Source organism: Luteimonas sp. A537 (genome assembly GCF_054052065.1).
Genome location: NZ_JBSVRH010000003.1, coordinates 418,594 through 441,614, shown reverse-complemented (window position 1 = coordinate 441,614; position 23,021 = coordinate 418,594). Strand labels below are relative to the sequence as shown.

The following is a 23,021-nucleotide window of genomic DNA, read 5'->3' as shown; positions in this document are numbered from 1 at the left end:
GGGTGATGGAAAGTGCATCGGCTCAGGATAGGCGACGCATGGCAGGGAGCAATATCCGGCGCTGTTAGAATCCCCGGATGACCGTGCGGAGCGCGGTCTCCCCCATGCAAGACCAAGGACACCGATGCTCGAACTCATGCTGGCCCTGCCCTTCGTGCTGGCGCTGGTGCTCGCGATCCTGCGCAATGCACCGGCGCGCGCGGTCGCGTGGCTGGCGGGCCTGGCTCCGCTGCTCGCGCTGGCGGTGCTGGCCTGGCTGACCCCGGGGGTGATGGCCGGCGACATCCCGCGCGCCATGCACGAGTGGCTGCCGCAGGCCGGCCTCGCCTTCAGCCTGCGCCTGGACGGCCTGGGCTGGATGTTCTCGGCCATGGTGCTGGGCATCGGCGCGCTGGTGGTGCTGTACGCGCACTACTATCTCGGCCCGCAGGAAAAGACCCGGCGCTTCTTCTGCTTCCTGCTGCTGTTCATGGGCTCCATGCTCGGCATGGTGCTGTCGGGCAACCTGCTGCTGACCGTGGTGTTCTGGGAACTCACCTCGATCAGCTCCTTCCTGCTGATCGGCTTCTGGTTCCACCGCGACGACGCCCGCGAGGGCGCGCGCATGGCGCTGACCATCACCGCCGCCGGCGGCTTGGCGCTGCTCGGCGGCGTGGTGCTGATCGGCCGCGTGGTCGGCAGCTACGAACTCGACGCCGTGCTGGCCGCCGGCGACGCGATCCGGGCCCACGAGCTGTACCCGTGGATCCTGGGCCTGGTGCTGGCCGGCGTGTTCACCAAGAGCGCGCAGTTCCCGTTCCATTTCTGGCTGCCGCACGCGATGGCGGCGCCGACCCCGGTCTCGGCCTACCTGCACTCGGCGACCATGGTGAAGGCCGGCGTGTTCCTGCTGGCGCGGCTGCATCCGTCGCTGGCGGGCACCGACCTGTTCTTCTACACGGTCAGCATCGTCGGCGGGCTGACGCTGCTCATCGGCGCCTGGAACGCGATCTTCCAGCACGACATGAAGGGCGTGCTGGCGTACTCCACGATCTCCCACCTCGGCCTGATCACCCTGCTACTCGGGCTGTCGACGCCGATGGCGGTGGTGGCGGCGATGTTCCATATCCTCAATCACGCCACCTTCAAGGCCTCGCTGTTCATGGCCGCGGGCATCATCGACCACGAGACCGGGACCCGCGACATGCGCCGCCTGGGCGGGCTGCGCCGGCTGATGCCCTATACCAGCGCCTTGGCGATCATCGCCTCGCTGGCGATGGCCGGCATCCCGCTGCTCAACGGCTTCCTGTCCAAGGAAATGTTCTTCGCCCAGGCGCTGGAGATCGAGGGCCACGAGGAGATGCGGATCTTCATCACCGTGGCCGCCTTCCTGTTCGCGACCTTCGGCGTCGCCTACAGCCTGCGCTTCGTCTATGACATTTTCCTCGGACGCGGTCCGCGCGCGGTCGAGAACGAAGTCCACGAGCCGCCGCGCTTCATGCAGGTGCCGGTGGCGATCCTGGTGGTGGCCTGCGTCGCGGTGGGCATCGCCCCGCAGTGGACGATCGGGCCCTTCCTGCAGACCGCCGCGCGCGGCGTGCTCGGTGACGCACTGCCCGAATACAGCCTGGCCGTCTGGCATGGCATCAACACGCCGCTGCTGATGAGCCTGGGCGGCGTGGTCTGCGGCGTGCTGCTGTACCTGGGCCTGCGCCGGCTGCTGGACCTGCACGCGATCGTGCGCCAGTCGCAGGGGCGCAAGCTGTTCCACCTCAACATCGAGGCGCTGTTCCGGCTCGGGCGCCGCTTCACCCACACCATCGCCAACGGCAGCATGCAGCGCAGCCTGCTGTGGCTGGTGCTGGTGGCCATCGCCGCGGGCGCGGCGCCGTTCGTTGCCGCCTGGGGCGAGCCCGGCGTACCCACGGTGTTCGTCGGCCAGCCGATGGTGCGCCTGGCCTGGGTACTGTGGCTTCTGCTGGTGTGCTGCGCGTTCGGCACCCTGGCACTGTATCGCCACCGCCTGCTGGCGGTGCTGGTGATGGGCGGCTGCGGCCTGGCGGTGAGCATGACCTTCGTGGCGCTGTCGGCGCCGGACCTCGCGCTCACCCAACTGCTGGTGGAGCTGGTGACGGTGGCGCTGATGCTGCTGGGCCTGCACTACCTGCCCAAGGATTCACCACCCCTGCGCTCACTGCCGCGCCGCCTGCGCGATGGCGCGGTGGCCCTGGTCGCGGGCGTCGGCACCGGCGGCCTGGCCTGGGCGATGATGACCCGCCCGCCGTCGAACGGCGTCGCCGCGGAGATCACCGCCCGCTCGCTCCCCGAAGCCTGGGGCAGCAACATCGTCAACGTGATCCTGGTCGACTTCCGCGGCTTCGACACCCTGGGCGAGATCACCGTGTTCGGCATCGCCGGCCTGGTGGTGCACGCCATGCTGCGCCGCGCACGCATGGCGCCGGAAAAGGTGATGCCGGGGCCACCGGTCAAGCTGCCGGTACCCGCCGACCTTGCGCAGATGATGTTCCCGCTGACGCTCGTGGTGTCGATCTTCCTGTTCCTGCGCGGCCACAACTCGCCTGGCGGCGGCTTCATCGCCGGCCTGACCTTGGCGGTGCCCTTGCTGATCCAGTACGTGATCCAGGGCGCGGCGTCGGTGGAATCGCGCTTCGGCTTCGACTACATCCGCGCCATCGGCCTCGGCCTGCTGATCGCACTCTTCGGCGGCGCCGCTTCGATGGTGCTCGACCTGCCCTTCCTGTCCAGCGGCCACTACGACCTCGAGCTGCCGCTGCTGGGCACGATCCCGCTGGCCAGCGCCGCCGTCTTCGACCTCGGCGTCTACCTGGTCGTATTCGGTAGCACCATGCTGATCCTGTCGATGATGGGCACCGTCGAGTCCTCCAAGAAAATGATCGCCCACCGCGGCACGATTGATCCGGCCACACGCTCCGCCACCACCGGGGAGGCCGTCTGATGGAACTGGCCATTGCCAGCGGTATCGCCGTGCTGGTGTTCGCCGGCGTGTACCTGGTCTTGCGCGCGCGCAGCTTCGACGTGATCCTGGGCCTCACCCTGCTGTCCTACGGCACCAACCTGCTGATCTTCTCCAGCGGCCGGCTCACCATCGGCAAGCCGCCGGTGCTGCGGGAGGGGCTGGAGGCGACGCTCGCCAACCACACCGACCCGCTGCCGCAGGCGCTGGTGCTGACCGCGATCGTGATCTCGTTCGCGATGACGGCGGTCCTCATCGTGCTGGCCATGCGCAGCCGCGCCGACAACGACAGCGACCATGTCGACGCGGGCGACGTGCGCGACGACCGGGACAACCGCGGATGAGCCAGCTTCCCATCCTCCCGATCCTGCTGCCGCTGCTGGGCGGCGCGCTGTCGCTGTTCGTCGAGCACCGGCGCGTGGGCACGATCGTGCAGCGCTCGGTGGCATGGACCTTCATGCTGGCCACGGTGCTGGTCTCGGTCCTGCTCGTGGCCCGGGCCCACGAGGGCACGGTGGTGGTGTACCTGCTGGGCGACTGGCCGGCGCGCATCGGCATCGCGCTGATGGTCGACCGGCTCTCGGCACTGATGGTGCTCACCACGTCGCTGCTGGGCGTGGCCTGCCTGCTGCACGCCTGCTCGGGCTGGGACCGGCGCGCGCCGCACTTCCACGCCCTGTTCCAGCTGCAGCTGATGGGCATCAACGGCGCCTTCCTGACCGGCGACATCTTCAACCTGTTCGTGTTCTTCGAGGTCATGCTGATCGCGTCCTACGGCCTGCTGCTGTCCGGCGGCCGCGGCGTGCGCATGAGCGCGGGCCTGCACTACGTGGCCTTCAACATCGCCGCCTCGACCCTGTTCCTGGTGGCGCTGGGCCTGGTCTACGGCGTGTTCGGCACGCTCAACATGGCCGAACTCGCCGCGCGCGTAGCCACGGTCCCGCCCGGCGACCTGAAGCTGGCCAAGGCCACCATCGGCCTGCTGCTGGTCGTGTTCTGCTCCAAGGCCGCGCTGATGCCGCTGTACCTGTGGCTGCCCGAGGCCTATACCCGCGCCCCGGCCGCGGTCGCGGCGCTGTTTGCGATCATGACCAAGGTCGGCATCTACGCCGTGCTGCGCGTGGGCTCGCTGATGCTGGGCGAAGGCGCCGGGCCGATGGCCGGCTACGGCTGGGACTGGATGCTTCCCGCCGCGGTCGGCGGGCTCGCGCTGGCCACGCTCGGCGTGCTCGCGGCCTCGCGCCTGCGCGTGCTGGTGGCCTACGTGGTCCTGGTTTCGGCGACCACGCTGTTCATCGCCTTCGGCCTGCGCACCGCCGGCACCATCGGCGCCGGCCTCTACTACCTGGTGCACAGCACCTTCGTCGCCGCAGCGCTGTTCCTGGTGGCCGACCTGGTCCGCCGCGGGCGCGGTGACGCCGGCGACGCGCTGCGCGCCTTCGCCCCCGCGCCCGGCGTGCGGATCATGGCGGGCGCCATGTTCATGGTCGGCGCGATTTCCGTCGCGGGCCTGCCGCCGCTGTCCGGCTTCATCGGCAAGACCCTGCTGCTGCAGGCGGTGCCGGATGCCGACGTCCGCTGGGCGTGGCCGGCGATCCTCGGCAGCAGCATGCTGGTGATCGTGGGGCTGACCCGCGCCGGCACGCGCATCTTCTGGAAGCCGGCGGCGATCCAGGCATCGCCGCCCGGCGACGCGCCCCGCAACGCGCGCGGGCGGCTGCGCCTGCCGGAGACCATGGCCACCATGCTGCTGCTGTCCTACGGCGTGGCGATGGCCGTCGCCCCGGGGCCGGTGACGGCGTACACGCGCGCGGCCGCCGAGCAGCTGCTGGCACCGGCGACCTACGTCGACCAGGTGCGCGCCGCCCTGCCGCAGAGGAGGCTGCCATGAACCGCCGCCGCTGGCTGCCCTCGCTGCCGCTGACCCTGTCCATCACCGCGTTCTGGCTGCTGATGGTGTCCGAGGTCAACGCCGCGCAGTTCACCCTGGCGCTGGTGCTGGGCCTGGTGATCCCGCTGTACGCCACCCGCATCGACCGCGAGTTCGCGAATTTCGGCAGCCTGCGCCCGCTGCCCAAGCTGGTGGTGGTGCTGCTCTGGGACATCCTGATGTGCAACCTGCGCGTGGCGCGGCAGGTGCTGGGCCGGGAGTCGCGGATCCATTCCGGCTTCATCTGGTACCCGCTGGACATCGGCAACATCCACGGCATCACCGCGCTGGCGTGCTGCATCACCCTGACCCCGGGCACGGTCACCGCCGCACTGTCGGACGACCGCCGCTACCTGCTGGTGCACGTGCTCGACCTCGCCGACGAGGCCACGCTGGTGGCCGACATCAAGCGCCGCTACGAGTGCCCGTTGATGGAGATCTTCCCGTGAATCCCCCCGAGCTCGCCGGCATCCAGGTCTACGGCCACGGCCTGATCGACGTCGCCATCGGCGTGTCGATGTACGTGGTCGGCGCCGCCATGCTGCTCGCCCTGTGGCGGCTGCTGCGCGGCCCCACCGTGCCCGACCGCATCCTTGCCCTGGACACCCTCAACGTCACCGCCATCGCCGAGCTGATGCTACTGGGCATGCACCTGAAGACCGCGGTCTACTTCGAGGCGGCGCTGATCATCGCCATGCTCGGCTTCGTCAGCACGGTGGTGCTGAGCAAGTACGTGATGCGGAGGGACATCGTCGAATGAACGTGTTCTGGGAGCTGCTGCTGGTGGTGCTGCTGCTCGTGGGCAGCTTCTTCATCCTGATGGGCGGCATCGGCCTGGTGAAGCTGTCCGAATTCTTCCGCCGCCTGCACGCGCCGACCAAGGCCAGCACCCTGGGCGTCGGCTGCGTGCTGAGCGCCTCGGTCGGCTACCACATGTTCGTGGGCAGCGACCCGCAGCCGCGCGAACTGCTGATCATCGCCTTCCTGCTGATCACCGCGCCGATCAGCGCGCACCTGATGTCCAAGGCCGCGCTCTCCCTGCGCATGGACGAATGGCCGCAGCTGCCCGGCAAGTCCGACGAGGACACCCACGTGCCGCCGCGCCCGGACGGCAGCGACGACGAAGGCTTCTGAGTCCCGTCCCGGCGGAGCGACGCCGGCCGGGTCGACTCAGCCGAGCAGCGCTGCCTCCAATACGAGCCAGGCGGCCAGCGCGGCCAGCAGCAGCCCGCCTTCGCCCCGGCTGACCGTGGTGTTGCCGCGCAGCAGCGGCACCAGCAGCAGCGCGAACAGGAAGGCCACCGGCAGCTCGAGGCGCACGAACGAGGCCGGCACCGGGACGCTGCCGCCGATCGCCGCCATGCCGCCCAGCACCACCAGCAGGTTGAACAGGCTGGAGCCGATCACGTGGCCGGCGACGATGTCGCCCTGGCCCCGACGCGCCGCGGCGATCGCCGCGGCCGCCTCGGGCAGGGCGGTGCCGACCGCGACCAGGACCAGGCCGGCCACCAGCGAATCCATGCCCAGCGCGTGGCCGATCACCGGCACGTGGGCCACGATCCAGCCCGCGCCGAACCACAGCAGCACGACGGCCAGCACGATCCGCACCAGGTGCAGGCCCAGGCCGCCGCGGGTGGCGGCGAACGCATCGATCTGCGCGCGCACGTCGGGCGACTCGTCATCGCCGCGCATCGCCACGAACGCCACCACGCCCACGAACACCAGCAGCAGGGCCACGCCCTCGAGGCGCGAAATCCCGCCGTCCAGGCCCAACCCGGCGACCACCAGCGTGGACAGCAGCAGCACCGCAAGGAGCGGTGAAAGCGCGCGCCAGCGCAGCACCAGCGGCGCCGCCAGCGCGGCCGCGCCCAGGGTCAGGCCGATGTTGGCGATGTTGCTGCCAACCGCGTTGCCCAGGGCCAGTGCACTGTCGCCCGCGGCCACCGCGCGGGCGTTGACCGCCAGCTCCGGCAGCGAGGTCGCCACCGCCACCAGCCCCAGCCCGACCGCGAAGCGGGGGATGCCCAGGCGCTCGCCCAGACCCGCCGCACCCTTGACCAGCGAGTCGCCACCCAGGGCCAGGAGCACCAGGCCCAGGACCGTGAAGCCTATTGCCTCGAACATCGCCTTGTCTCCGAGCCGCTCATTCCCGTTGGGGGGGGCGGCCATGGCCGCGACTTCACAGCAGGTCGCGGCCGTTGGCCGCTCCCGTGTCCAGCGTCAGCTGCAGCCTTCGACGTAGCCGACCTGCGGCACCATGCCGACGCGCCAGCTGGTCACGACGCCGTCGGCACCGAGCTCGAAGAACAGCCGCGACGGCAGCGCGCCGCCGTCCTCGGGGCTCATCAGCACCCTGCCACCTTCGACGTACTTGTGCGGGGCCGATTGCAGCCGCTCGCCGTAGAGGCCCTGCAGGGTGGCCTCGTCCATGCCGACGCGGCCGCCGCCGGGTGCGGTGACCTCGGCCGACTCGACGCTGTAGCGCACGAACAGGTCGTTCTCGAACATGAAGGCCAGGTCGGACGGCGTCGCCTGGCCTGCCGGGACCAGGTGGTGGCAGGTGGAGCCGTCGGCCGGCTCGCCAAGGGATTCGAGCGGGTTGCCGCTCCAGCCCGTGCGCGCCTCGTCCGCGGTCATGCCGAACTCCAGGTCCGCGTAACCGTCCATGCGCGAATCGCCCGCGGCCGGGATCGCCGCGGCTGCCGCGGCAGGTTCGGTCACGGGTTCGATCGCCTCGATGGCGTTGGCGGCCGCGTCCACGCCGTTCTCGGCGCTGCGCTCGGCGTTGCAGGCGGCGAGCGCCAGGGACAGGGACAGGGACAGGGACAGCAGGACAACGTTGGGGGCACGACGCATGCGCTTGCTCCGGATGGCGGAAGTCCAAGGCTACGACAAAACCGTGCGCGGACGGCGTGGAGACCCCGCGACGCGGCGGCAGCGCGGCTGAGCGGCGCGCCGCCCGTCGCTCAGCCGCCGGCCTGGAAGTGCCTGCGCAGCCCCGCCCAGCAGGCCTGGTAGCCGCGCTGGCGGTGCGCGGCATCGAGCGCCTGCCGGGTCGGCCGGATCACCGCGCGGGTTTCGAACATGAAGGCCATGGTGTCGGTGATCACGTCGGGCTGCGACAGGTCGGCGGCCGAGGCCTTCTCGAAGGTCGCGGCGTCGGGTCCGTGGCCGGTCATGCAGTTGTGCAGGCTGCAGCCGCCGGGCGCGAAGCCTTCGGCCTTGGCGTCGTAGGCGCCGTGCACCAGGCCCATGAACTCGCTGGCGATGTTGCGGTGGAACCATGGCGGACGGAACGTGTCCTGCTGCACCAGCCAGCGCGGCGGGAAGATCGCGAAGTCCATGTTGCTGGTGCCGGGCGTGTCGCTGGGCGAATGCAGCACCAGGAAGATCGACGGGTCCGGATGGTCGAAGCTGATCGAGCCGATGGCGTTGAAGCGGCGCAGGTCGTACTTGTACGGCGCGTAGTTGCCGTGCCAGGCGACCACGTCCAGCGGCGAATGGCCGATGTCGGCGCGCCACAGGTGGCCCTGGAACTTCGCGATGAGCTCGAACGCGCCCTCCCCGTCCTCGTAGGCCGCGACCGGCGCGAGGAAGTCCCGCGGGTTGGCCAGGCCGTTGGAGCCGATCGGCCCGAGGTCGGGCAGCTGCAGCAGCGCGCCGTAGTTCTCGCAAACGTAGCCGCGCACCGTGCCGCCATCGCGGTCGGCGTCCGGAAGTTCGACCCGGAAGCGCACGCCGCGGGGGATGACCGCGATCTCCTGCGGCTCGACTTCAAGCACGCCGAGCTCGGTGGCGATGCGCAGGCGCCCCTGCTGGGGGACGACCAGCAGCTCGCCGTCGGCGCTGTAGAAGAAGCGGTCGCGCATCGAGGCGTTGGCGGCGTACATGTGGATGCCGACGCCGGTGCCGGCACGCGATCCGCCGTTGCCGGCCATGGTGAACAGGCCATCGACGAAGTCGACGCGGGTCCCGTCCGCCGGCATCGGCAGCGGATCCCAGCGCAGCTGGTCCGGCGTCACCGGCCCATCGCCGAAATCCTCGTGCAGCCGCGGCTGCGCGTACGGCTCGAAGCTGCCGTGCATCGCCGCCGGACGGATCCGGTACAGCCAGCTGCGGCGGTTGGCATGGCGCGGCGCGGTGAACGCCGTGCCGGTTAGCTGCTCGGCGTATAGCCCGTGCGCCACCCTCTGCGGCGAGTTCCGCCCCACCGGCAGCGCCCCGGCCACCGCCTCGGTGGCGAACTCGTTGCCAAACCCGGACATGTATCCGACCACGGTTGTCTCCCGGAAGATCAAGAACTTTTTGCCACGGATTTACGCTGAGAAGGCGCGGATTTACACGGATAGAGCAGAAAGCCCTTTCAGCCACGGATTTACGCGGATTACGCGGATCTGGCCGGAGGCAAGATTGTTGCCGAAGGCCCATCGGAAGAAAAAGCTGGTACGGGCGTGATGTTTACGCTGGCCTCGCCCTGATCCGCGTAATCCGCGCAAATCCGTGGCCAAACGCTCTTCGCTCTTTACGCCCTTCCCGCTCTATCCGTGTAAATCCGCGCCTTTTCAGCGTCGATCCGTGGCAAGGTTTTCTAGAGGACGCCGCGCTCCATCTGGTCGCGCTCGATCGACTCGAACAGGGCCTGGAAATTGCCCTCGCCAAAACCCTCGTTGCCCTTGCGCTGGATGATCTCGAAGAAGATCGGCCCGAACGCGTTCTTGCCGAAGATCTGCAGCAGCTTGCGCTGCTTGGTCTCCGGATCGGCATCGATGAGGATCGCGTTGCGACGCAGCCGCTCGACGTCCTCGCCATGATCCGGCACGCGCTGGTCGATGACGTCGAAATACGCCGCCGGCGTGTCGAGGAAGGCGATCCCCGCCTCGCGCATCTTCTCCACCGACTCGTAGATGTCATCGGTGAACAGCGCGATGTGCTGGATGCCCTCGCCCTTGTAGTCGCGCAGGTATTCGTTGATCTGGCTCTTCTCGTCGGAGGACTCGTTGAGCGGGATGCGCACCACGCCGTCGGGCGCGGTCATCGCCTTCGACAGCAGGCCGGTCTTCGAGCCCTTGATGTCGAAGTAGCGGATCTCGCGGAAGTTGAACAGCTTCTCGTAGTAGTCCGACCACTTCTGCATGTTGCCCAGGAACAGGTTGTGCGTCAGGTGGTCGATGAAGGTCAGGCCGAAGCCCTTGGGGTGCTGGTCGACGCCCGGCAGCGGCTCGTAGTCGGCGTAGACGTCGGCGCCGTCGTCGACGAGGTACAGCATGCAGTCGCCGATGCCCTTGATCGCCGGGAAGTCGACGGCGCCGGTGGCGGCCTTGTGGTCGGCCTTCTCGCCGCCGTTGGCGAGCACGTGCTCGAGCACCTCGCCCGCCGGACGCTTGAAGCGGATCGCGAAGCCGCAGGCCGAGGGGCCGTGGCTGGCGGCGAAGTCCGATGCGAAGGAGTCCGGCTCCTCGTTGAGCAGGAAGTTGATCGTGCCCTGGCGGAACAGCGTGATCGCGCGGCTGCGGTGCTTCGCGACCGCGGTGAAGCCGAGCTGCTGCAGGTAGGTGCGCATCGCGTCCGCGCGGCCGGCGGGGGCTGCGAATTCGACGAACTCGAAGCCGTTGATGCCCATCGGGTTTTCAAAGGTGGTGACCTGCATGCCGAGGTTCGGCCGGGTCTGGGTCTGGGCGCTCATGGCGGCTCCTGCAGTGGACGGGAGGGATGCGGTGTTATAGTTTCATATGAAACCAGTTGCAAGGCGCAGCGCAGCAATGTCCCAGCCTCCAGACAGGAAAGCCCACACCGGCGCCGCAATCGACGCCGCCCACGACGCGGTCCTCGACCTCGAGCGCTTCGTGCCCTACCAGCTCAGCCTGCTGTCCAACGTGGTCAGCCAGGAAATCGCCCAGGCCTACGGCGAACGCTTCGGCCTGGCGGTCACCGAGTGGCGGATCATCGCCGTGCTCGGCAGGTTCCCCGGGCTGTCAGCCGCGGGCGTGGCCGAACGCAGCGCCATGGACAAGGTGGCGGTGAGCCGCGCCGTGGCCCGCTTGCTCGAACGCGGCCTGCTGCACCGGGAAATGCACGACGACGACCGCCGGCGCTCGGTGCTGGAACTCAGCGAGGGCGGGCGCGAGGTGTATTCGCAGGTCGCACCGCTGGCGCTGGCCTACGAGCGCGAGCTGCTGGCGCCGCTGAGCGGGGACGAGCGCGTGCAGTTTTCGCGCATGCTGGACAGACTCGGCGAACGCTACGGGCTCTAGTAGATTGACCACGATGCAAGCAGACACCCGTCCGGACGCTGCCAGCCTGCCCGACGCCCGGGCCTGGCTGGAAGCCAACGCCCTCGCCGCGGCCTGCGACTGGGCCGGCGCCGCCGCTGCCTATGCGCGACTGGCCGAAGCGGCACCCGGCGATGCGGCGCCATGGCTCGGCCTGGCCAAGGCCCAGGGGCGCGCCGGCCACTACCGCGACATGCACGCGGCCACGATGCGGGCGCACGCTGCGGGTCCGCGCTCCTGGCCGCACGCGCTGGCGCTCGCGCGACTGCTGCGCGACCTGCACGAGCCGCACGCGCTGACCGAGCTGTCGCTTGCGCTGGCCGAACGGGCCGGCCAGGCCAGCGTCGACGACATGGTCGCGCTGGCGGACCTGCTCGGCGCCGAGGACCTGCACGACGCCGGACTGGCCTGGCTGGACCGCGCGGTGGACCGCGACCCCGGCCACGCTCCCGCGCGCTACGTGCGCGGCAGCACGCGCCTGTTCCTGGGCGACATGGCCGGCGCCCGCGAGGACCTGGACCGGGCGATCGCGGTGACGCCGCACTTCGCCCATGCCCACCGCCGGCTGTCGCAGCTGCGCGCGCACGACGTGGCCGGCACCCGGGCGCGCATCGCCCGCCTGCGCGACGAGCGCGCACGCGTCGCGCCCGGCAGCGAGCACGACATCCATTTCAGCCACTCCCTGTTCGACGAGCTGCACGACCTCGGCGAACACGAGGCCGCCTGGCCCGAACTCGAGCGCGGCATGCGCGCCAAGCGCGCCGCCATGCGCTACGACGTCGCCGACGACCTGCGCCTGCTCGAGGCTATCCGCGACCGCTGCGACGCGGGATTCCTGGCCGGTCCGGGCCATGACCCGGGCACTGGCGCGCAGCAGCCCGTGTTCATCGTCGGCCTGTTCCGCTCGGGTTCCACCGTGCTCGAACGCATGCTCGGCGGCCATCCCGCGGTGGCCGAGGGCGGCGAAAGCATGGGCTTTGCCGCGGCGCTGCGGCTGGCCGCGGACCATCGCGGACAGGGCCTGGTCGACGCCGGCCTGCTCGAGCGCCTGGAAACGATCGACTGGCCGGCGCTGGGCCGGGCCTTCCTCGAGGCCAACGCATGGCGCGCGCGCGGCCGCGGCCTGTGGACGGAGAAGCTGCCCACCAACTCCCTGCTGCTGGGCTGCATCGCACGCGCACTGCCGCGGGCGCGGTTCATCCATACCGAGCGCGCGCCGATGGACGTGTGCTTCTCCAACCTGCGCATGCTCTATGGCGGCTCGGCGCGCTGGTCCTACGACCAGCGCGAGCTTGCCGCGTGGCACCAGGCGCACGCGGCATTGATGTCGCACTGGCGCGGGGTACTGGGCCCGAGGCTGCTCGATGTCCGCCACGACGACCTGCTGCGCGACCCCGACGCCACGATGCGTCGCGTACTCGGCCATCTCGGCCTGGCGTTCGATCCCTCGGTGCTGAAGCCCGAACGCAGCGGTGGCGCCGTGGCGACCGCCAGCGCAGCGCAGGTGCGCTCAGGCCTGCGGGCGCCGCGCGCGCCCGACTGGCTGCCCTACCGCGATCACCTCGGCCCGCTAGCGGCGGGCCTCGGGGTCACGCTGGACTGAACTCCGCGCAAAAAAAAGCCGCGCCCCGGAGGGCGCGGCCTGTCACTCATGCCGGGAGTACGCGTGGGCGTCGCTCAGCGGCGCTCTTCGGTGACGTCGATCCCGGCAGCGGCCGGCTCGGCCAGCTCGTCCTGGCCAGCGAGGTCGTCGTCGCGCAGGGTGTCGAGGTGCATCAGCTTCTTCACCAGCGGTGCGATCACCAGCATCACCACGCCCACGCCCACCGCCAGCCAGCCGACGTTGGAGTAGACCTCCAGCACCTTCTCCGGGCCCGCGCCCTCGCCGCCGGTGGCGGCCGAGATCAGGCCCGCGGCGAAGTTGCCGGTGGCCGAGGCGAAGAACCAGGTGCCCATGATCAGGCTGGCCATGTGCGCCGGCGTCAGCCGGTTCATCGCCGACAGCCCGACCGGCGACAGGCACAGCTCGCCGAGGGTGTGGATCAGGTAGATCACGAAGATGAAGATCACCGGGGTCGCGCCCACGGTCGACGCGTTGGCGCCGGCGACCAGGGCCAGGAAGCCCGCGCCCACCAGCACCACGCCGATGGCGAACTTGGCCGGGGTCGAAGGCTCCCAGCCGCGCTTGGCCAGCCACAGCCACAGCATCGCGAACAGCGGCGCGAGGCAGACGATATAGATCGAGTTCAGCGACTGGAACATCGACGCCGGCACTTCCCAGCCGAGGATGTTGCGGTCGACCGAGCGGTCGGTGAACAGGTTCAGCGACGCGCCGGCCTGCTCGAACAGCGCCCAGAACAGGATCGAGCCGATGATCAGGTACATCGCGGCGAAGATCCGGTTGCGCTCTTCGCGCTGCATCGAGAACACCGCCTTGTAGAGCACGTAGCCGACCAGGATCAGGCCCGCGCCACCCAGCAGGAAGCCGACCAGCTTCTGGTGCTGGATCATCCACCACACCAGGCCCACGGTCAGGAAGCTGAGGACGTACAGCAGCCACTCGAAGCGGATGCCGAACAGCGGCGCCGCAAGCCGCTGCGGATCACGCGGCTCGCCGCGCCCCATCAGCATCGGCTTGCCGATGATGAACACCACCAGGCCCAGCAGCATGCCGACGCCGGCGGCGCCGAAGCCGTACTTCCAGCCGTAGGTCTGGCCCAGGTAGCCGGCGATCAGCGAACCGAGCATCGCGCCCAGGTTGATGCCCATGTAGAAGATCGTGTACGCCGGGTCGCGCCGGATGTCGGTGCGCGGGTACAGCTGGCCGACCATCACCGAGATGTTGGCCTTGAGGAAGCCCGAGCCGACGATGATGAACGACAGCGCCAGCCAGAAGATGTTGATCTCGGCCGCGCCCTGGCCACCGGTGCCTTCGAACGCCATCAGGAAATGGCCGAAGGTCAGCAGCACCGCACCGAACAGCACCGCCTTGCGTTGCCCCAGGTAGCGGTCGGCGAGATAACCGCCCACCACCGGCGCGATGTACACCAGCGCGGTATAGGCACCGTAGATCACCGAGGCCTCGCCGTCGGAGAACATCCAGTGCTGGACGAGGTAGAAGATCAGCAGCGCGCGCATGCCGTAGTAGGAGAAGCGCTCCCACATCTCGGCGAAGAACAGCACGAACAGGCCGCGCGGATGGCCGAGGATGGTCTTCTTTTCCTCGGCTGCGTAGGGATTCGGGGTCACTCGCTACTCCTGGCTGGTTGGGTCCGGCCGCGCTGGCCGACCGGTTAACTTAGCGTGATGGCGCCGCCAAGGGGAAGTGCGGGGCCCGGCGCCGGCCTCCATCATCCGCTCAGTAGGCGCTGTCCGGCGCGCCGCCGATGCGCGTGCGCACCTCGAACAGCTCCGGGAAGAAGGTCAGGTCCAGCGCCTGCTTCAGGAAGCCCACGCCGCTGGAGCCGCCGGTGCCGCGCTTGAAGCCGATGATCCGCATCACCGTGCGCATGTGGCGGAAGCGCCACAGCTGGAACTCGGTTTCCAGGTCCACCAGGTCCTCGCAAAGGTGGTAGGCCTCCCAGTGCGAGGCGGTATCGCGGTAGATGCCCTCGAAGACCGGCATCAGCGCTTCGTCCATCACGTGCGGCCGGGTCCAGTCGCGCTCCAGGTGGCGCGCGGGGACGGCGTGCCCGCTGCGCGCCAGGTGGCGCAGGGCCTCGTCGTACAGGCTGGGCGCCTCGAGCGCGCCGCGCAGCATGGCCTCGGCCGCCGGGTCATGGGCGAAGACCTTGAGCATGCCGGCGTTCTTGTTGCCGAGCAGGAACTCCACGGTGCGGTACTGCGCGGACTGGAAGCCCGAGGACGGCCCCAGCAGGTCGCGGAACTCGGCGTATTCCGAGGGCGTGAGCGTTTCCAGCACCGACCACATCGCGGTCAGCTGGCGCAGCACGCTCTTGCAGCGCGCGAAGATCTTCTGGCACGGATCGAGCCGGCCCGCGCGCAGGTGGCCGACCGCCGCCTGCAGCTCGTGGACCAGCAGCTTCAGCCACAGTTCCGAGACCTGATGCTGGATGATGAACAGCATCTCGTCGTGGTGCGGCGGATCAGTCACCGGCTGCTGCGCCGACAGCAGCCGGTCCAGGTGCAGGTAGCCGCCGTAGGTCATGCGCCCGGACAGTTCGGTGTGGATGCCGGCCTCGAGGGCCCGTTCGTTCTTCTCGATGCTCATGCGTGAAAGGGTAGCGCAGGCCCGCCCCGTGGCGGGACCGGGATCCGGCAGGTCACACCGCTGCCGCATGACTGGTGCAGAATCACGGGGCTGCGGCGGGGGCCGCACCAGACATCTTCCGGGGGAACCACACCATGCAACCGACTCCGCGCCGCCTGGCGCTCGCTCTTGCCCTGTCCGCGGCCATCGGCGCCGCCCAGGCCGATTCCACGCCCCAGGGCCTGCCGTTCGCGCAGGACTGGACCGATACCGGGCTGATCACCAGCAACGACGACTGGTCGAACGTGCCCGGCATCCTCGGCTACCTCGGCGGCGACCTGACCTCGGCCAACGGGGTCGACCCGCGCACGGTGCTCGGCGCCGATGCCGCCGGCGTCGTCGACGTGATCGCCAACCAGACCAATACCAGCATCACCAACGGCGGCGTGGCCGAGTTCCACATCGGCAATCCGGTGGTGGGGCTGCAGGGCAGCGGGTCGGCGGATGCGCCCTATCTCAGGATCCACCTCGACACCCGCGGCGCGAGCGGCATCCAGGTGTCCTACCTCCTGCGCGACGTCGACGCTTCGGCGGACGACGCCGCCCAGCAGGTCGCGCTGCACTACCGCGTGGGCGGCATCGGCGACTTCACCAACGTGCCCGAAGCCTACGTGGCCGACGCCAGCAGTCCCGGCGGCACGCGCGACACGCCGGTGTCGGTGACCCTGCCCGCCGACGCCGACAACCAGGCGCTGGTCGAACTGCGGATCATGACCACGAACGCCGCCGGCAACGACGAATGGATCGGCATCGACGACATCAGCGTGGTCGCCGCTGGCGGCGGATCCGTCACGGTGATCAACGTCGGCAACGGCAGCGCGGCCGAGGGCGACTCGGGCACCAGCGAGATGTTCTTCCAGGTCAGCCTGACCCGGCCCGCCGGCCCCGGCGGCGTCAGCTTCGACTATGCGACCGTCGACGGCACGGCGCTGGCCGGCCAGGACTACGTCGCCAAGAGCGGCACCGCGTCCATCGACGAAGGCGACACCTCGGTCTCGCTCTCGGTCAGCGTGATCGGCGACACCGTGGCCGAGCCCGACGAGGCCTTCGGCCTTGCGTTGTCGAACATCTCCGGCGCGGAGGACGGCACCCTCGTTGGCACCGGGACCATCGTCAACGACGATTTCACGATCGTGCCGATCGCCGCCATCCAGGGCCCGGGCGCGACCTCGCCGCTCGCCGGCCAGTCGGTCGTGACCGAGGGCATCGTCACGGCGCGCAAGAACAATGGCTTCTTCATGCAGAGCGCCGACGGCGAGGACGATGGCGACGCCGCCACCTCCGAGGGCATCTTCGTGTTCACCGCGGGCGCGCCGCCGGCGGCGGCCTCGATCGGCCACCGCGTGCGCGTGCAGGCCATGGTGGAGGAATACATCCCCGCCGCCGATCCGTACCAGCTGCCGATGACCGAGCTCACCTTCGCCACCGTCACCCAGCTCGGCACCGGCCATGCGCTGCCGGCGCCGGTGGTGCTGGCGGCCGACAGCGTGCTGCCCGACGGCGACCTTGACCAGCTCGAGGCCTTCGAGGGCATGCGCGTCAGCATCCCCAGCGCCACGGTGGTCGCGCCCACCCGCGGCAACACCAGCGAAGCCAACGCCACGTCGACCGGCAACGGCCAGTTCGCGGTGGTGGTGACCGGCGTGCCGCGCCCGCTGCGCGAGGCCGGCATCCAGGTGCCCGACCCCGATCCGAGCGGCACCACCGCCACCGCCATCCCGCGCTGGGACTTCAACCCCGAAGTCATCGCGGTCGACAGCGACACCATCGGCGCGCCGCAGGCCGACCTGGCCGCCGGCTGCCGGATCGTCGACGGCACCCTGACCGGTCCGCTGGACTACACCTTCCGCCGCTACACGATCTATCCGGAAGGCCCGCTGGCGACGGCCTGTGACGGCCTCGACCAGCCGCGCGGCGCGGTGGTGCCCAGCGAGGACCACGCCACCTTCGCCACCTACAACCTGCAGCGCTTCTTCGACACGGTGAACGACCCCGCCACCAGCGAGCCGGTGCTCACCGCCGACGCGTTCGCGGCCCGGCTCAACAAGGCCTCGCTCGGCATCCGCGCCTACATGCATTCGCCCGACGTCATCGGCGTCAGCGAGGTCGAGAACCTCTCCGCGCTGCAGGCACTCGCCGACAAGATCAACGCCGACGCGGTGGTGCTGGGCGGGCCCGACCCGGGCTACGTCGCCTACCTCGAGGAAGGCAACGACGTCGGCGGCATCGACGTCGGCTTCCTGGTCAAGGCCGGCGACATCGCCGCCGCGCTGCCGCGCGTGGACGTGCTCTCGGTGGAGCAGGTCGGCGCCGACGTCAGCTGGACCTATGCCGGCACCGGCGCCGCCAGCCTGCTCAACGACCGTCCGCCGCTGGTGCTCGACGCGGTGGTGAACTTCGCCGACGGCCGCGCGCTGCCGGTCACCGTGGTCACCGTGCACCAACGCTCGCTCAACGGCGTCGACAGCGAGGAACCGGCCGGTACCGGCACCCTCGGCGACCGCGTGCGCCAGAAGCGCCAGCTGCAGGCGGAGTTCCTCGCCGGCCTGCTGCAGGACCTCCAGGCCGACGATCCCGGGCGCAGCCTGGTGGTGCTGGGCGACTTCAACGCCTTCGAGTTCAACGACGGCTATGCCGACATCATGGGCACCGTGGTCGGCATGCCCTCGGCCGACGACGCCACGGCGGTCAACGGCGACGGCGCCGACCTGGTCGAACCGGACCTGGTCAACGCGACCCACATGCTGGAGCCATCCGAGCGCTATTCGTTCGTGTTCGAGAGCAACGCGCAGTCGCTCGACCACATCCTGGTCAATCAGGCAGCACTGGGCTCGATGATCAACTCGTGGACGATCAGCCACGCCCGCCTCAACGCCGACTTCCCGGAAACCGCGCGCAACGACCCCGACAGCGCCGCGCGCCTGTCCGACCATGACCCCTCGGTGCTGATGCTGCGGCTGCAGGCGGTGCAGTTCGCCGACATGGCCACGGTGGTCGCGGCACCGCAGGCGGCGGTGGCCGTTGGTGGCACGATGACCTGGCAGGTCACCGCGGCCAACGAGGGCCCGGACGCGGCCACGTTCCCCGGACTGGGCCTGGCCGTGGATGCCCATCTGGGCGATTTCGCCATCGCCGCCCCGGCTGGCTGGATCTGCGAAGACCCCGCGCTCGCGGGCGGCGAAACCACCGCCACCTGCACCACGGACGCACTTGCCAACGGCGGCGATGCCGCATTCACCGTGACCGCCACGGCACCGGAAGCGGCGTCGGGGACCGGCATCACCCTGAGCGCTGCGGCCACTTCGCTGACCGACGACCCCGAGGCGGGCAACGACAGCGACAGCGCCACGGTCGCCGTCGATGCACAGGCCGACCTGGCGGTGACGATGGCGGCGGCCGAGCGGATCGTGAGGGGCGCCTGGGGGCACCATTCGATCCAGCTCCGCAACGATGGCCCGGTGGCCGCCAGCGACGTGGTGGTCCGTCTTTCGGCGGGGGTGAGTGAATCCCTCGTCTGGGTCGATAGCCGCCTCGAATGCGTCACCGAGTCGGCCAATCCCTTCCGCGCGCTTTGCGTCCTGGAGGGCCTGTTCGCGCCCGGCCAGACCCACAACCTGCAGTTCATGACCGGGACCGGCGGTCGCCTCACCCCGCCCAGGTACGACGTCACGGTCCAGGTGGAATCGGACGTCCACGATCCCGACACCGGCAACAACGAGGCCCGCGCGCGGATCCAGACCGTCCGCGGCGACTGACGCGCCACCGGAAGCGGCGTGCCCCGCACGCCGCTCCGCCTCCGGCCACGCCACGGACGGCGTTGCCGCAGCGCGCAACGAACCCGAAACGCCCTGCGGGTATCATGTCCGGCTCCCGTGGATGACCGAGCACGTGCCCGCATGAGCGTTGCCGCGACCTTTGAAATCGAATACCTCCAGTACCTTGGCCCGGACGGCACCCTGGTGGCCGACCTGCCCCCGGAGGCCCTTCCGGCGGCGGAAATCCTGCCGCTGTTCAAGCAGATGCTGATGGTGCGCACCTTCGACACCAAGGCCATCGCGCTGCAGCGCACCGGCAAGCTCGGCACCTACGCCGCCTGCCTGGGCCACGAGGCCACGCACATCGGCATCGGCGCCGCGATGCGTCCCGAAGACGTGTTCGCCCCCAGCTACCGTGAATACGGCGCGCAGTTCATGCGCGGCGTGAAGCCCCGCGACGTCCTGATGTACTGGGGCGGCGACGAGCGCGGCAACGATTTCTCCGGCCCGAAGCACGATTTCCCGTGGTGCGTGCCGATCGCCACCCAGTGCCTGCACGCCGCCGGCGCGGCGCTGTCGTTCAAGCTCCGCGGCGAAGACCGCGTGGCCGTGACCTGCTGCGGCGACGGCGGCTCGTCGAAGACCGACACCTACGCCGCGATCAACTCGGCCGGCGCCTACGCCCTGCCCTTCATCCAGTGCATCATCAACAACGGCTGGGCGATCTCGGTGCCGCGCAAGTCGCAAACCGGCGCCAAAACGTTGGCGCAGAAGGGCCTGGCCGGCGGCCTGCACTGCCTGCAGGTGGACGGCAACGACCTGTTCGCCGTGCTCGAGGGCATGCGCCGCGCCATGGAGCGCGCGCGCTCGGGCGGCGGCGGCAGCGTGATCGAATTCATGACCTACCGCCTGCACGACCACACCACCGCCGACGACGCCCGCCGCTACCGCGACGAGGCCGAGGTCAAGGACGGCTGGACCCGCGAGCCGATGACCCGCCTGCGCACCTGGCTCAGCGCCCAGGGCGTGTGGGACGAGGCCCAGGAAAAGGCCTGGATCGAAGAGTGCGGCCGCATGGTCGACGTGGAAATCAACGCCTACCTGGAGTGCAAGGTGCAGCCCGTGGAAGCGATGTTCGACTATCTGTATGCCGATCCGCCCGCCGACCTGCTCGAGCAGCGCGCGGCCGCCATCGCCCTGGAGAAGCGCTCGTGAGCGCCGTGGCGAAGGACGCGGCACCCGCCGCCATCACCCTGATCGAAGCAGTGACCCAGGCCCTGGCCTATGAGATGCGCCACGACGACTCGGTCGTGGTGCTGGGCGAGGACGTGGGCGTCAACGGTGGCGTGTTCCGCGCCACCGCCGGCCTGCACGCCGAGTTCGGCGACCTGCGCGTGATCGACACCCCGTTGGACGAGACCACCATCGCCGGCCTGACCGTCGGCATGGCCGCGCAGGGCATGAAGCCGGTGGCCGAGGCCCAGTTCGACGGCTTCGTCTATCCGATGCTCGACCACGTGATCTGCCACGCCGCGCGCTTCCGTTACCGCACCCGCGGCCGGCTGACCTGCCCGATGGTGCTGCGCGTGCCGTGGGGCGGCGGCATCCGCGCGCCTGAGCACCACTCCGAGGCCAACGAGGCGCTGTTCACCAACGTTCCCGGCCTGCGCGTGGTCCTGCCCTCGTCGCCCGCACGTGCCTACGGCCTGCTGCTGGCCGCGATCCGCGAGCCGGATCCGGTGATCTTCTTCGAACCCAAGCGCATCTACCGCCAGTACAAGGAGATCGTGCCCGACGACGGCGAAGCGCTGCCGCTGGACGTGTGCTTCGTGCTGCGCGACGGCACCGACGTGACCCTGGTGACCTGGGGCGCGCAGGTGAAGGAGACGCTCGAGGCCGCCGATGCGCTGGCGAAGGACGGCATCAGCGCCGAGGTCATCGACGTCGCCACGCTCACGCCGCTGGACTTCGACACCATCGCCGAATCCGTGGCCAAGACCGGCCGCTGCGTGATCGTGCACGAGGCCCCCAAGACCGCGGGCTTCGGCGGCGAGATCGCCGCGCGCCTGGCCGAGGAGTGCATGTACGACCTGCTGGCACCGGTCGAGCGCGTCACCGGCTACGACACGCACATCCCGCTGTTCCGGCTTGAAATGAAGTACCTGCCGAGCGTCGAGAAGATCGTCGCCGCGGCGAAGCGGGCGATGGCCGCCGGCTGACCGCCCCGCCCTGCCGGACCGCTGCGCGACGCAGCAGGCGACACGAGCACACCGCAGTCCCTGGCACCGGGTCGGCGAACCGAACGCAACCGCTCCCGCTGGAGCACCAGATTTCCCGAGGACACCATGGCCGACAAAAAGACCTTTTACCTCCCCGACCTCGGCGAAGGCCTGCCCGACGCCACCATCGTCGAGTGGTTCATCAAGGAGGGCGACATCATCCGCCTGGACGAGAACCTGGTGTCGATGGAAACCGCCAAGGCCGTGGTCGACGTGCCTTCGCCGGTCTCGGGCAAGGTACTCAGGCTCGCCGGCGCCGCCGGCGACGTGGTGATCACCGGCGCGATGCTGGCCGAATTCGAGATCGATCCCGGCCTGCCGCAGCGCGCGGAGGGCCAGGACACCGGCCACCACCACGGCGGTGGTGGCGGGCACGGCGTGGGCAGCCAGGACCCGGCGCCCGACGACAAGGTCGTGGCCTCCGACGAGGGCGGCGCGATCAGCGACGCCGGCGAGTCCGCGCCCACGGGCGAGGTCGGCGGCGAGCGCAGCGACAGCGGCACCGTGGTCGGTGCCATGCAGTCGTCGGACGCGGTGCGCAGCGAACAGGCCGTGGCCGTGGGCGGCGTGCGCGCCATGCCCGCCGTGCGCGCGCAGGCGCGCAAGCTCAAGGTCGACATCAGCCGCGTCAACGGCACCGGTACCGACGGCACCGTGACCATGGCCGACGTGAAGCGCGCCGCAGCCGACGGCAGCGCGCCCATGGGCGCGGCCGGTCGCGCTCCTGTGGGAGCGGCTACAGCCGCGACTACCGCAGCGCCGATCGCGGCCATGGCCGCTCCCACAGGTGCAGCAGGAGGGGCCGCCGCCGGCCGCGACGCCGCCGACCGTACCCGCCTCTCCGCCTCCGGCAAGCCCATGCGCACCCAGCCGCCGGGCGTGGTCGCCAGCGGCCAGCCGGAGCAGCTCAAGGGCGTGCGCCGCAACATGGCGCGCGTCATGGCCGCCGCGCACGCGCAGGTCGTGCCGACCACCCTGGTGGACGATGCCGACCTGCACGCCTGGGCCGGCAAGCAAGACATCACCGCGCGCCTGATCCGCGCGATCTGCACCGCGGCCAAGGCCGTGCCCGCGCTCAACGCCTGGTTCGACGGTGACAACCTCACCCGCACCATGCACCCGCAGGTGGATATCGGCATCGCCGTGGACACCGACGACGGCCTGTTCGTGCCGGCGCTGCGCAACGCCGACGTGCTCGACGCCGCCGGCGTGCGTGCCGGAATCCAGCGCCTGCGCGCCCAGGTCGAGGACCGCAGCATCCCGGCCAGCGAGCTTTCGGGCTACACCATCAGCCTGTCGAACTTCGGCATGTTCGCCGGCCGCTACGCCACTCCGGTGGTGGTGCCACCGTGCGTGGCCATCGTCGGCGCCGGCAAGCTGAGTCAGGACGTGGTGGCGGTGATTGGCGGCATCGAGGTGCACCGCCGGATGCCGATCTCGCTGACCTTCGACCACCGCGCCGCGACCGGCGGCGAGGCCGCGCGCTTCCTCAAGGCGCTGCTGGACGACATGGCGCTGGCGAACTGACTCCACCTGCCGCGCCG

The 23,021-nt window shown here is 70.1% G+C and carries 18 protein-coding genes; 12 read left to right on the top strand and 6 right to left on the bottom strand.

Annotated elements, in window-relative coordinates; genetic code table 11:
• Window positions 1–124 precede the first annotated feature (124 nt).
• From ACW7GZ_RS09640 to ACW7GZ_RS09615, 6 genes are all read left to right on the top strand, one after another.
• On the top strand, window positions 125–2,956 hold the full coding sequence (locus tag ACW7GZ_RS09640; RefSeq protein ID WP_457008949.1) for a monovalent cation/H+ antiporter subunit A: 2,832 nt from the start codon (window positions 125–127) through the stop codon (window positions 2,954–2,956).
• Entirely contained in the window at window positions 2,956–3,318 is a 363-nt protein-coding gene (locus ACW7GZ_RS09635) for a Na+/H+ antiporter subunit C (protein WP_457004670.1), read from the top strand. The genes ACW7GZ_RS09640 and ACW7GZ_RS09635 overlap by 1 nt, the downstream gene beginning before the upstream one ends.
• The gene (locus ACW7GZ_RS09630) at window positions 3,315–4,865 is read left to right on the top strand and encodes a monovalent cation/H+ antiporter subunit D (RefSeq protein WP_457004668.1); all 1,551 of its coding nucleotides are present in this window, start codon (window positions 3,315–3,317) and stop codon (window positions 4,863–4,865) included. The genes ACW7GZ_RS09635 and ACW7GZ_RS09630 overlap by 4 nt, the downstream gene beginning before the upstream one ends.
• Window positions 4,862–5,353: a Na+/H+ antiporter subunit E gene (locus tag ACW7GZ_RS09625; RefSeq protein WP_457004667.1), complete on the top strand. Its 492-nt coding sequence runs from the start codon at window positions 4,862–4,864 to the stop codon at window positions 5,351–5,353. The genes ACW7GZ_RS09630 and ACW7GZ_RS09625 overlap by 4 nt, the downstream gene beginning before the upstream one ends.
• A 68-nt stretch (window positions 5,354–5,421) precedes the next feature.
• The gene (locus tag ACW7GZ_RS09620) at window positions 5,422–5,664 is read left to right on the top strand and encodes a K+/H+ antiporter subunit F (protein ID WP_457004762.1); all 243 of its coding nucleotides are present in this window, start codon (window positions 5,422–5,424) and stop codon (window positions 5,662–5,664) included.
• Complete coding sequence (locus ACW7GZ_RS09615; protein ID WP_457004665.1) at window positions 5,661–6,038, top strand: Na+/H+ antiporter subunit G; 378 nt, start codon at window positions 5,661–5,663, stop codon at window positions 6,036–6,038. Before ACW7GZ_RS09620 ends, ACW7GZ_RS09615 begins: the two co-directional genes overlap by 4 nt.
• 36 nt (window positions 6,039–6,074) lie before the next feature.
• Here ACW7GZ_RS09615 and ACW7GZ_RS09610 read toward each other — a convergent pair whose 3' ends face one another.
• The 4 genes from ACW7GZ_RS09610 to hppD form a co-directional block, all read right to left on the bottom strand.
• Window positions 6,075–7,028 (bottom strand): sodium:calcium antiporter, encoded by a 954-nt coding sequence (locus ACW7GZ_RS09610; RefSeq protein WP_457004663.1) that lies wholly within the window; start codon window positions 7,026–7,028, stop codon window positions 6,075–6,077.
• A 96-nt stretch (window positions 7,029–7,124) separates the two neighbouring features.
• Window positions 7,125–7,760 carry a lectin gene (locus ACW7GZ_RS09605; protein ID WP_457008947.1) on the bottom strand — a complete coding sequence of 212 codons (636 nt, stop codon included), beginning with the start codon at window positions 7,758–7,760 and terminating at the stop codon, window positions 7,125–7,127.
• A gap of 110 nt (window positions 7,761–7,870) precedes the next feature.
• The gene (gene hmgA, locus ACW7GZ_RS09600) at window positions 7,871–9,169 is read right to left on the bottom strand and encodes a homogentisate 1,2-dioxygenase (RefSeq protein WP_457004760.1); all 1,299 of its coding nucleotides are present in this window, start codon (window positions 9,167–9,169) and stop codon (window positions 7,871–7,873) included.
• A 323-nt stretch (window positions 9,170–9,492) separates the two neighbouring features.
• Window positions 9,493–10,587: a 4-hydroxyphenylpyruvate dioxygenase gene (gene hppD, locus ACW7GZ_RS09595; RefSeq protein WP_457004659.1), complete on the bottom strand. Its 1,095-nt coding sequence runs from the start codon at window positions 10,585–10,587 to the stop codon at window positions 9,493–9,495.
• A gap of 76 nt (window positions 10,588–10,663) precedes the next feature.
• Here hppD and ACW7GZ_RS09590 point away from each other — a divergent pair, with 76 nt between their 5' ends.
• Entirely contained in the window at window positions 10,664–11,155 is a 492-nt protein-coding gene (locus ACW7GZ_RS09590; protein WP_457008945.1) for a MarR family winged helix-turn-helix transcriptional regulator, read from the top strand.
• 13 nt (window positions 11,156–11,168) lie between these two features.
• Entirely contained in the window at window positions 11,169–12,776 is a 1,608-nt protein-coding gene (locus ACW7GZ_RS09585; RefSeq protein WP_457008943.1) for a sulfotransferase, read from the top strand.
• A 74-nt stretch (window positions 12,777–12,850) separates the two neighbouring features.
• On the opposite strand, the gene ACW7GZ_RS09580 is transcribed toward ACW7GZ_RS09585, so the two are convergent.
• Both ACW7GZ_RS09580 and ACW7GZ_RS09575 read right to left on the bottom strand, forming a co-directional pair.
• Window positions 12,851–14,422, bottom strand: coding sequence for a peptide MFS transporter (locus ACW7GZ_RS09580; protein ID WP_457004653.1), 1,572 nt, complete (start codon window positions 14,420–14,422; stop codon window positions 12,851–12,853).
• A 109-nt stretch (window positions 14,423–14,531) separates the two neighbouring features.
• Complete coding sequence (locus ACW7GZ_RS09575; RefSeq protein ID WP_457008941.1) at window positions 14,532–15,404, bottom strand: tryptophan 2,3-dioxygenase; 873 nt, start codon at window positions 15,402–15,404, stop codon at window positions 14,532–14,534.
• A 134-nt stretch (window positions 15,405–15,538) separates the two neighbouring features.
• Here ACW7GZ_RS09575 and ACW7GZ_RS09570 point away from each other — a divergent pair, with 134 nt between their 5' ends.
• From ACW7GZ_RS09570 to ACW7GZ_RS09555, 4 genes are all read left to right on the top strand, one after another.
• On the top strand, window positions 15,539–19,198 hold the full coding sequence (locus ACW7GZ_RS09570; protein ID WP_457008939.1) for a Calx-beta domain-containing protein: 3,660 nt from the start codon (window positions 15,539–15,541) through the stop codon (window positions 19,196–19,198).
• 141 nt (window positions 19,199–19,339) lie between these two features.
• Window positions 19,340–20,413: a pyruvate dehydrogenase (acetyl-transferring) E1 component subunit alpha gene (gene pdhA / locus ACW7GZ_RS09565; RefSeq protein ID WP_457004647.1), complete on the top strand. Its 1,074-nt coding sequence runs from the start codon at window positions 19,340–19,342 to the stop codon at window positions 20,411–20,413.
• Entirely contained in the window at window positions 20,410–21,417 is a 1,008-nt protein-coding gene (locus ACW7GZ_RS09560; protein WP_457004645.1) for an alpha-ketoacid dehydrogenase subunit beta, read from the top strand. The genes pdhA and ACW7GZ_RS09560 overlap by 4 nt, the downstream gene beginning before the upstream one ends.
• Window positions 21,418–21,543: 126 nt before the next feature.
• Window positions 21,544–23,004, top strand: coding sequence for a dihydrolipoamide acetyltransferase family protein (locus ACW7GZ_RS09555; protein ID WP_457008937.1), 1,461 nt, complete (start codon window positions 21,544–21,546; stop codon window positions 23,002–23,004).
• The last annotated feature ends 17 nt before the right edge of the window (window positions 23,005–23,021 follow it).

Bases quoted from the DNA above. Each gene is read 5' to 3' on its own strand.
- ACW7GZ_RS09570 (WP_457008939.1), top strand. From the start codon at position 15,539: ATGCAACCGACTCCGCGCCGCCTGGCGCTCGCTCTTGCCCTGTCCGCG.
- ACW7GZ_RS09625 (WP_457004667.1), top strand. From the start codon at position 4,862: ATGAACCGCCGCCGCTGGCTGCCCTCGCTGCCGCTGACCCTGTCCATC.
- pdhA (WP_457004647.1), top strand. From the start codon at position 19,340: ATGAGCGTTGCCGCGACCTTTGAAATCGAATACCTCCAGTACCTTGGC.
- ACW7GZ_RS09615 (WP_457004665.1), top strand. From the start codon at position 5,661: ATGAACGTGTTCTGGGAGCTGCTGCTGGTGGTGCTGCTGCTCGTGGGC.
- ACW7GZ_RS09610 (WP_457004663.1), bottom strand. From the start codon at position 7,028: ATGTTCGAGGCAATAGGCTTCACGGTCCTGGGCCTGGTGCTCCTGGCC.
- ACW7GZ_RS09635 (WP_457004670.1), top strand. From the start codon at position 2,956: ATGGAACTGGCCATTGCCAGCGGTATCGCCGTGCTGGTGTTCGCCGGC.
- ACW7GZ_RS09575 (WP_457008941.1), bottom strand. From the start codon at position 15,404: ATGAGCATCGAGAAGAACGAACGGGCCCTCGAGGCCGGCATCCACACC.
- ACW7GZ_RS09630 (WP_457004668.1), top strand. From the start codon at position 3,315: ATGAGCCAGCTTCCCATCCTCCCGATCCTGCTGCCGCTGCTGGGCGGC.
- hppD (WP_457004659.1), bottom strand. From the start codon at position 10,587: ATGAGCGCCCAGACCCAGACCCGGCCGAACCTCGGCATGCAGGTCACC.
- ACW7GZ_RS09585 (WP_457008943.1), top strand. From the start codon at position 11,169: ATGCAAGCAGACACCCGTCCGGACGCTGCCAGCCTGCCCGACGCCCGG.
- ACW7GZ_RS09620 (WP_457004762.1), top strand. From the start codon at position 5,422: ATGTACGTGGTCGGCGCCGCCATGCTGCTCGCCCTGTGGCGGCTGCTG.
- ACW7GZ_RS09605 (WP_457008947.1), bottom strand. From the start codon at position 7,760: ATGCGTCGTGCCCCCAACGTTGTCCTGCTGTCCCTGTCCCTGTCCCTG.
- ACW7GZ_RS09590 (WP_457008945.1), top strand. From the start codon at position 10,664: ATGTCCCAGCCTCCAGACAGGAAAGCCCACACCGGCGCCGCAATCGAC.
- ACW7GZ_RS09555 (WP_457008937.1), top strand. From the start codon at position 21,544: ATGGCCGACAAAAAGACCTTTTACCTCCCCGACCTCGGCGAAGGCCTG.
- hmgA (WP_457004760.1), bottom strand. From the start codon at position 9,169: ATGTCCGGGTTTGGCAACGAGTTCGCCACCGAGGCGGTGGCCGGGGCG.
- ACW7GZ_RS09640 (WP_457008949.1), top strand. From the start codon at position 125: ATGCTCGAACTCATGCTGGCCCTGCCCTTCGTGCTGGCGCTGGTGCTC.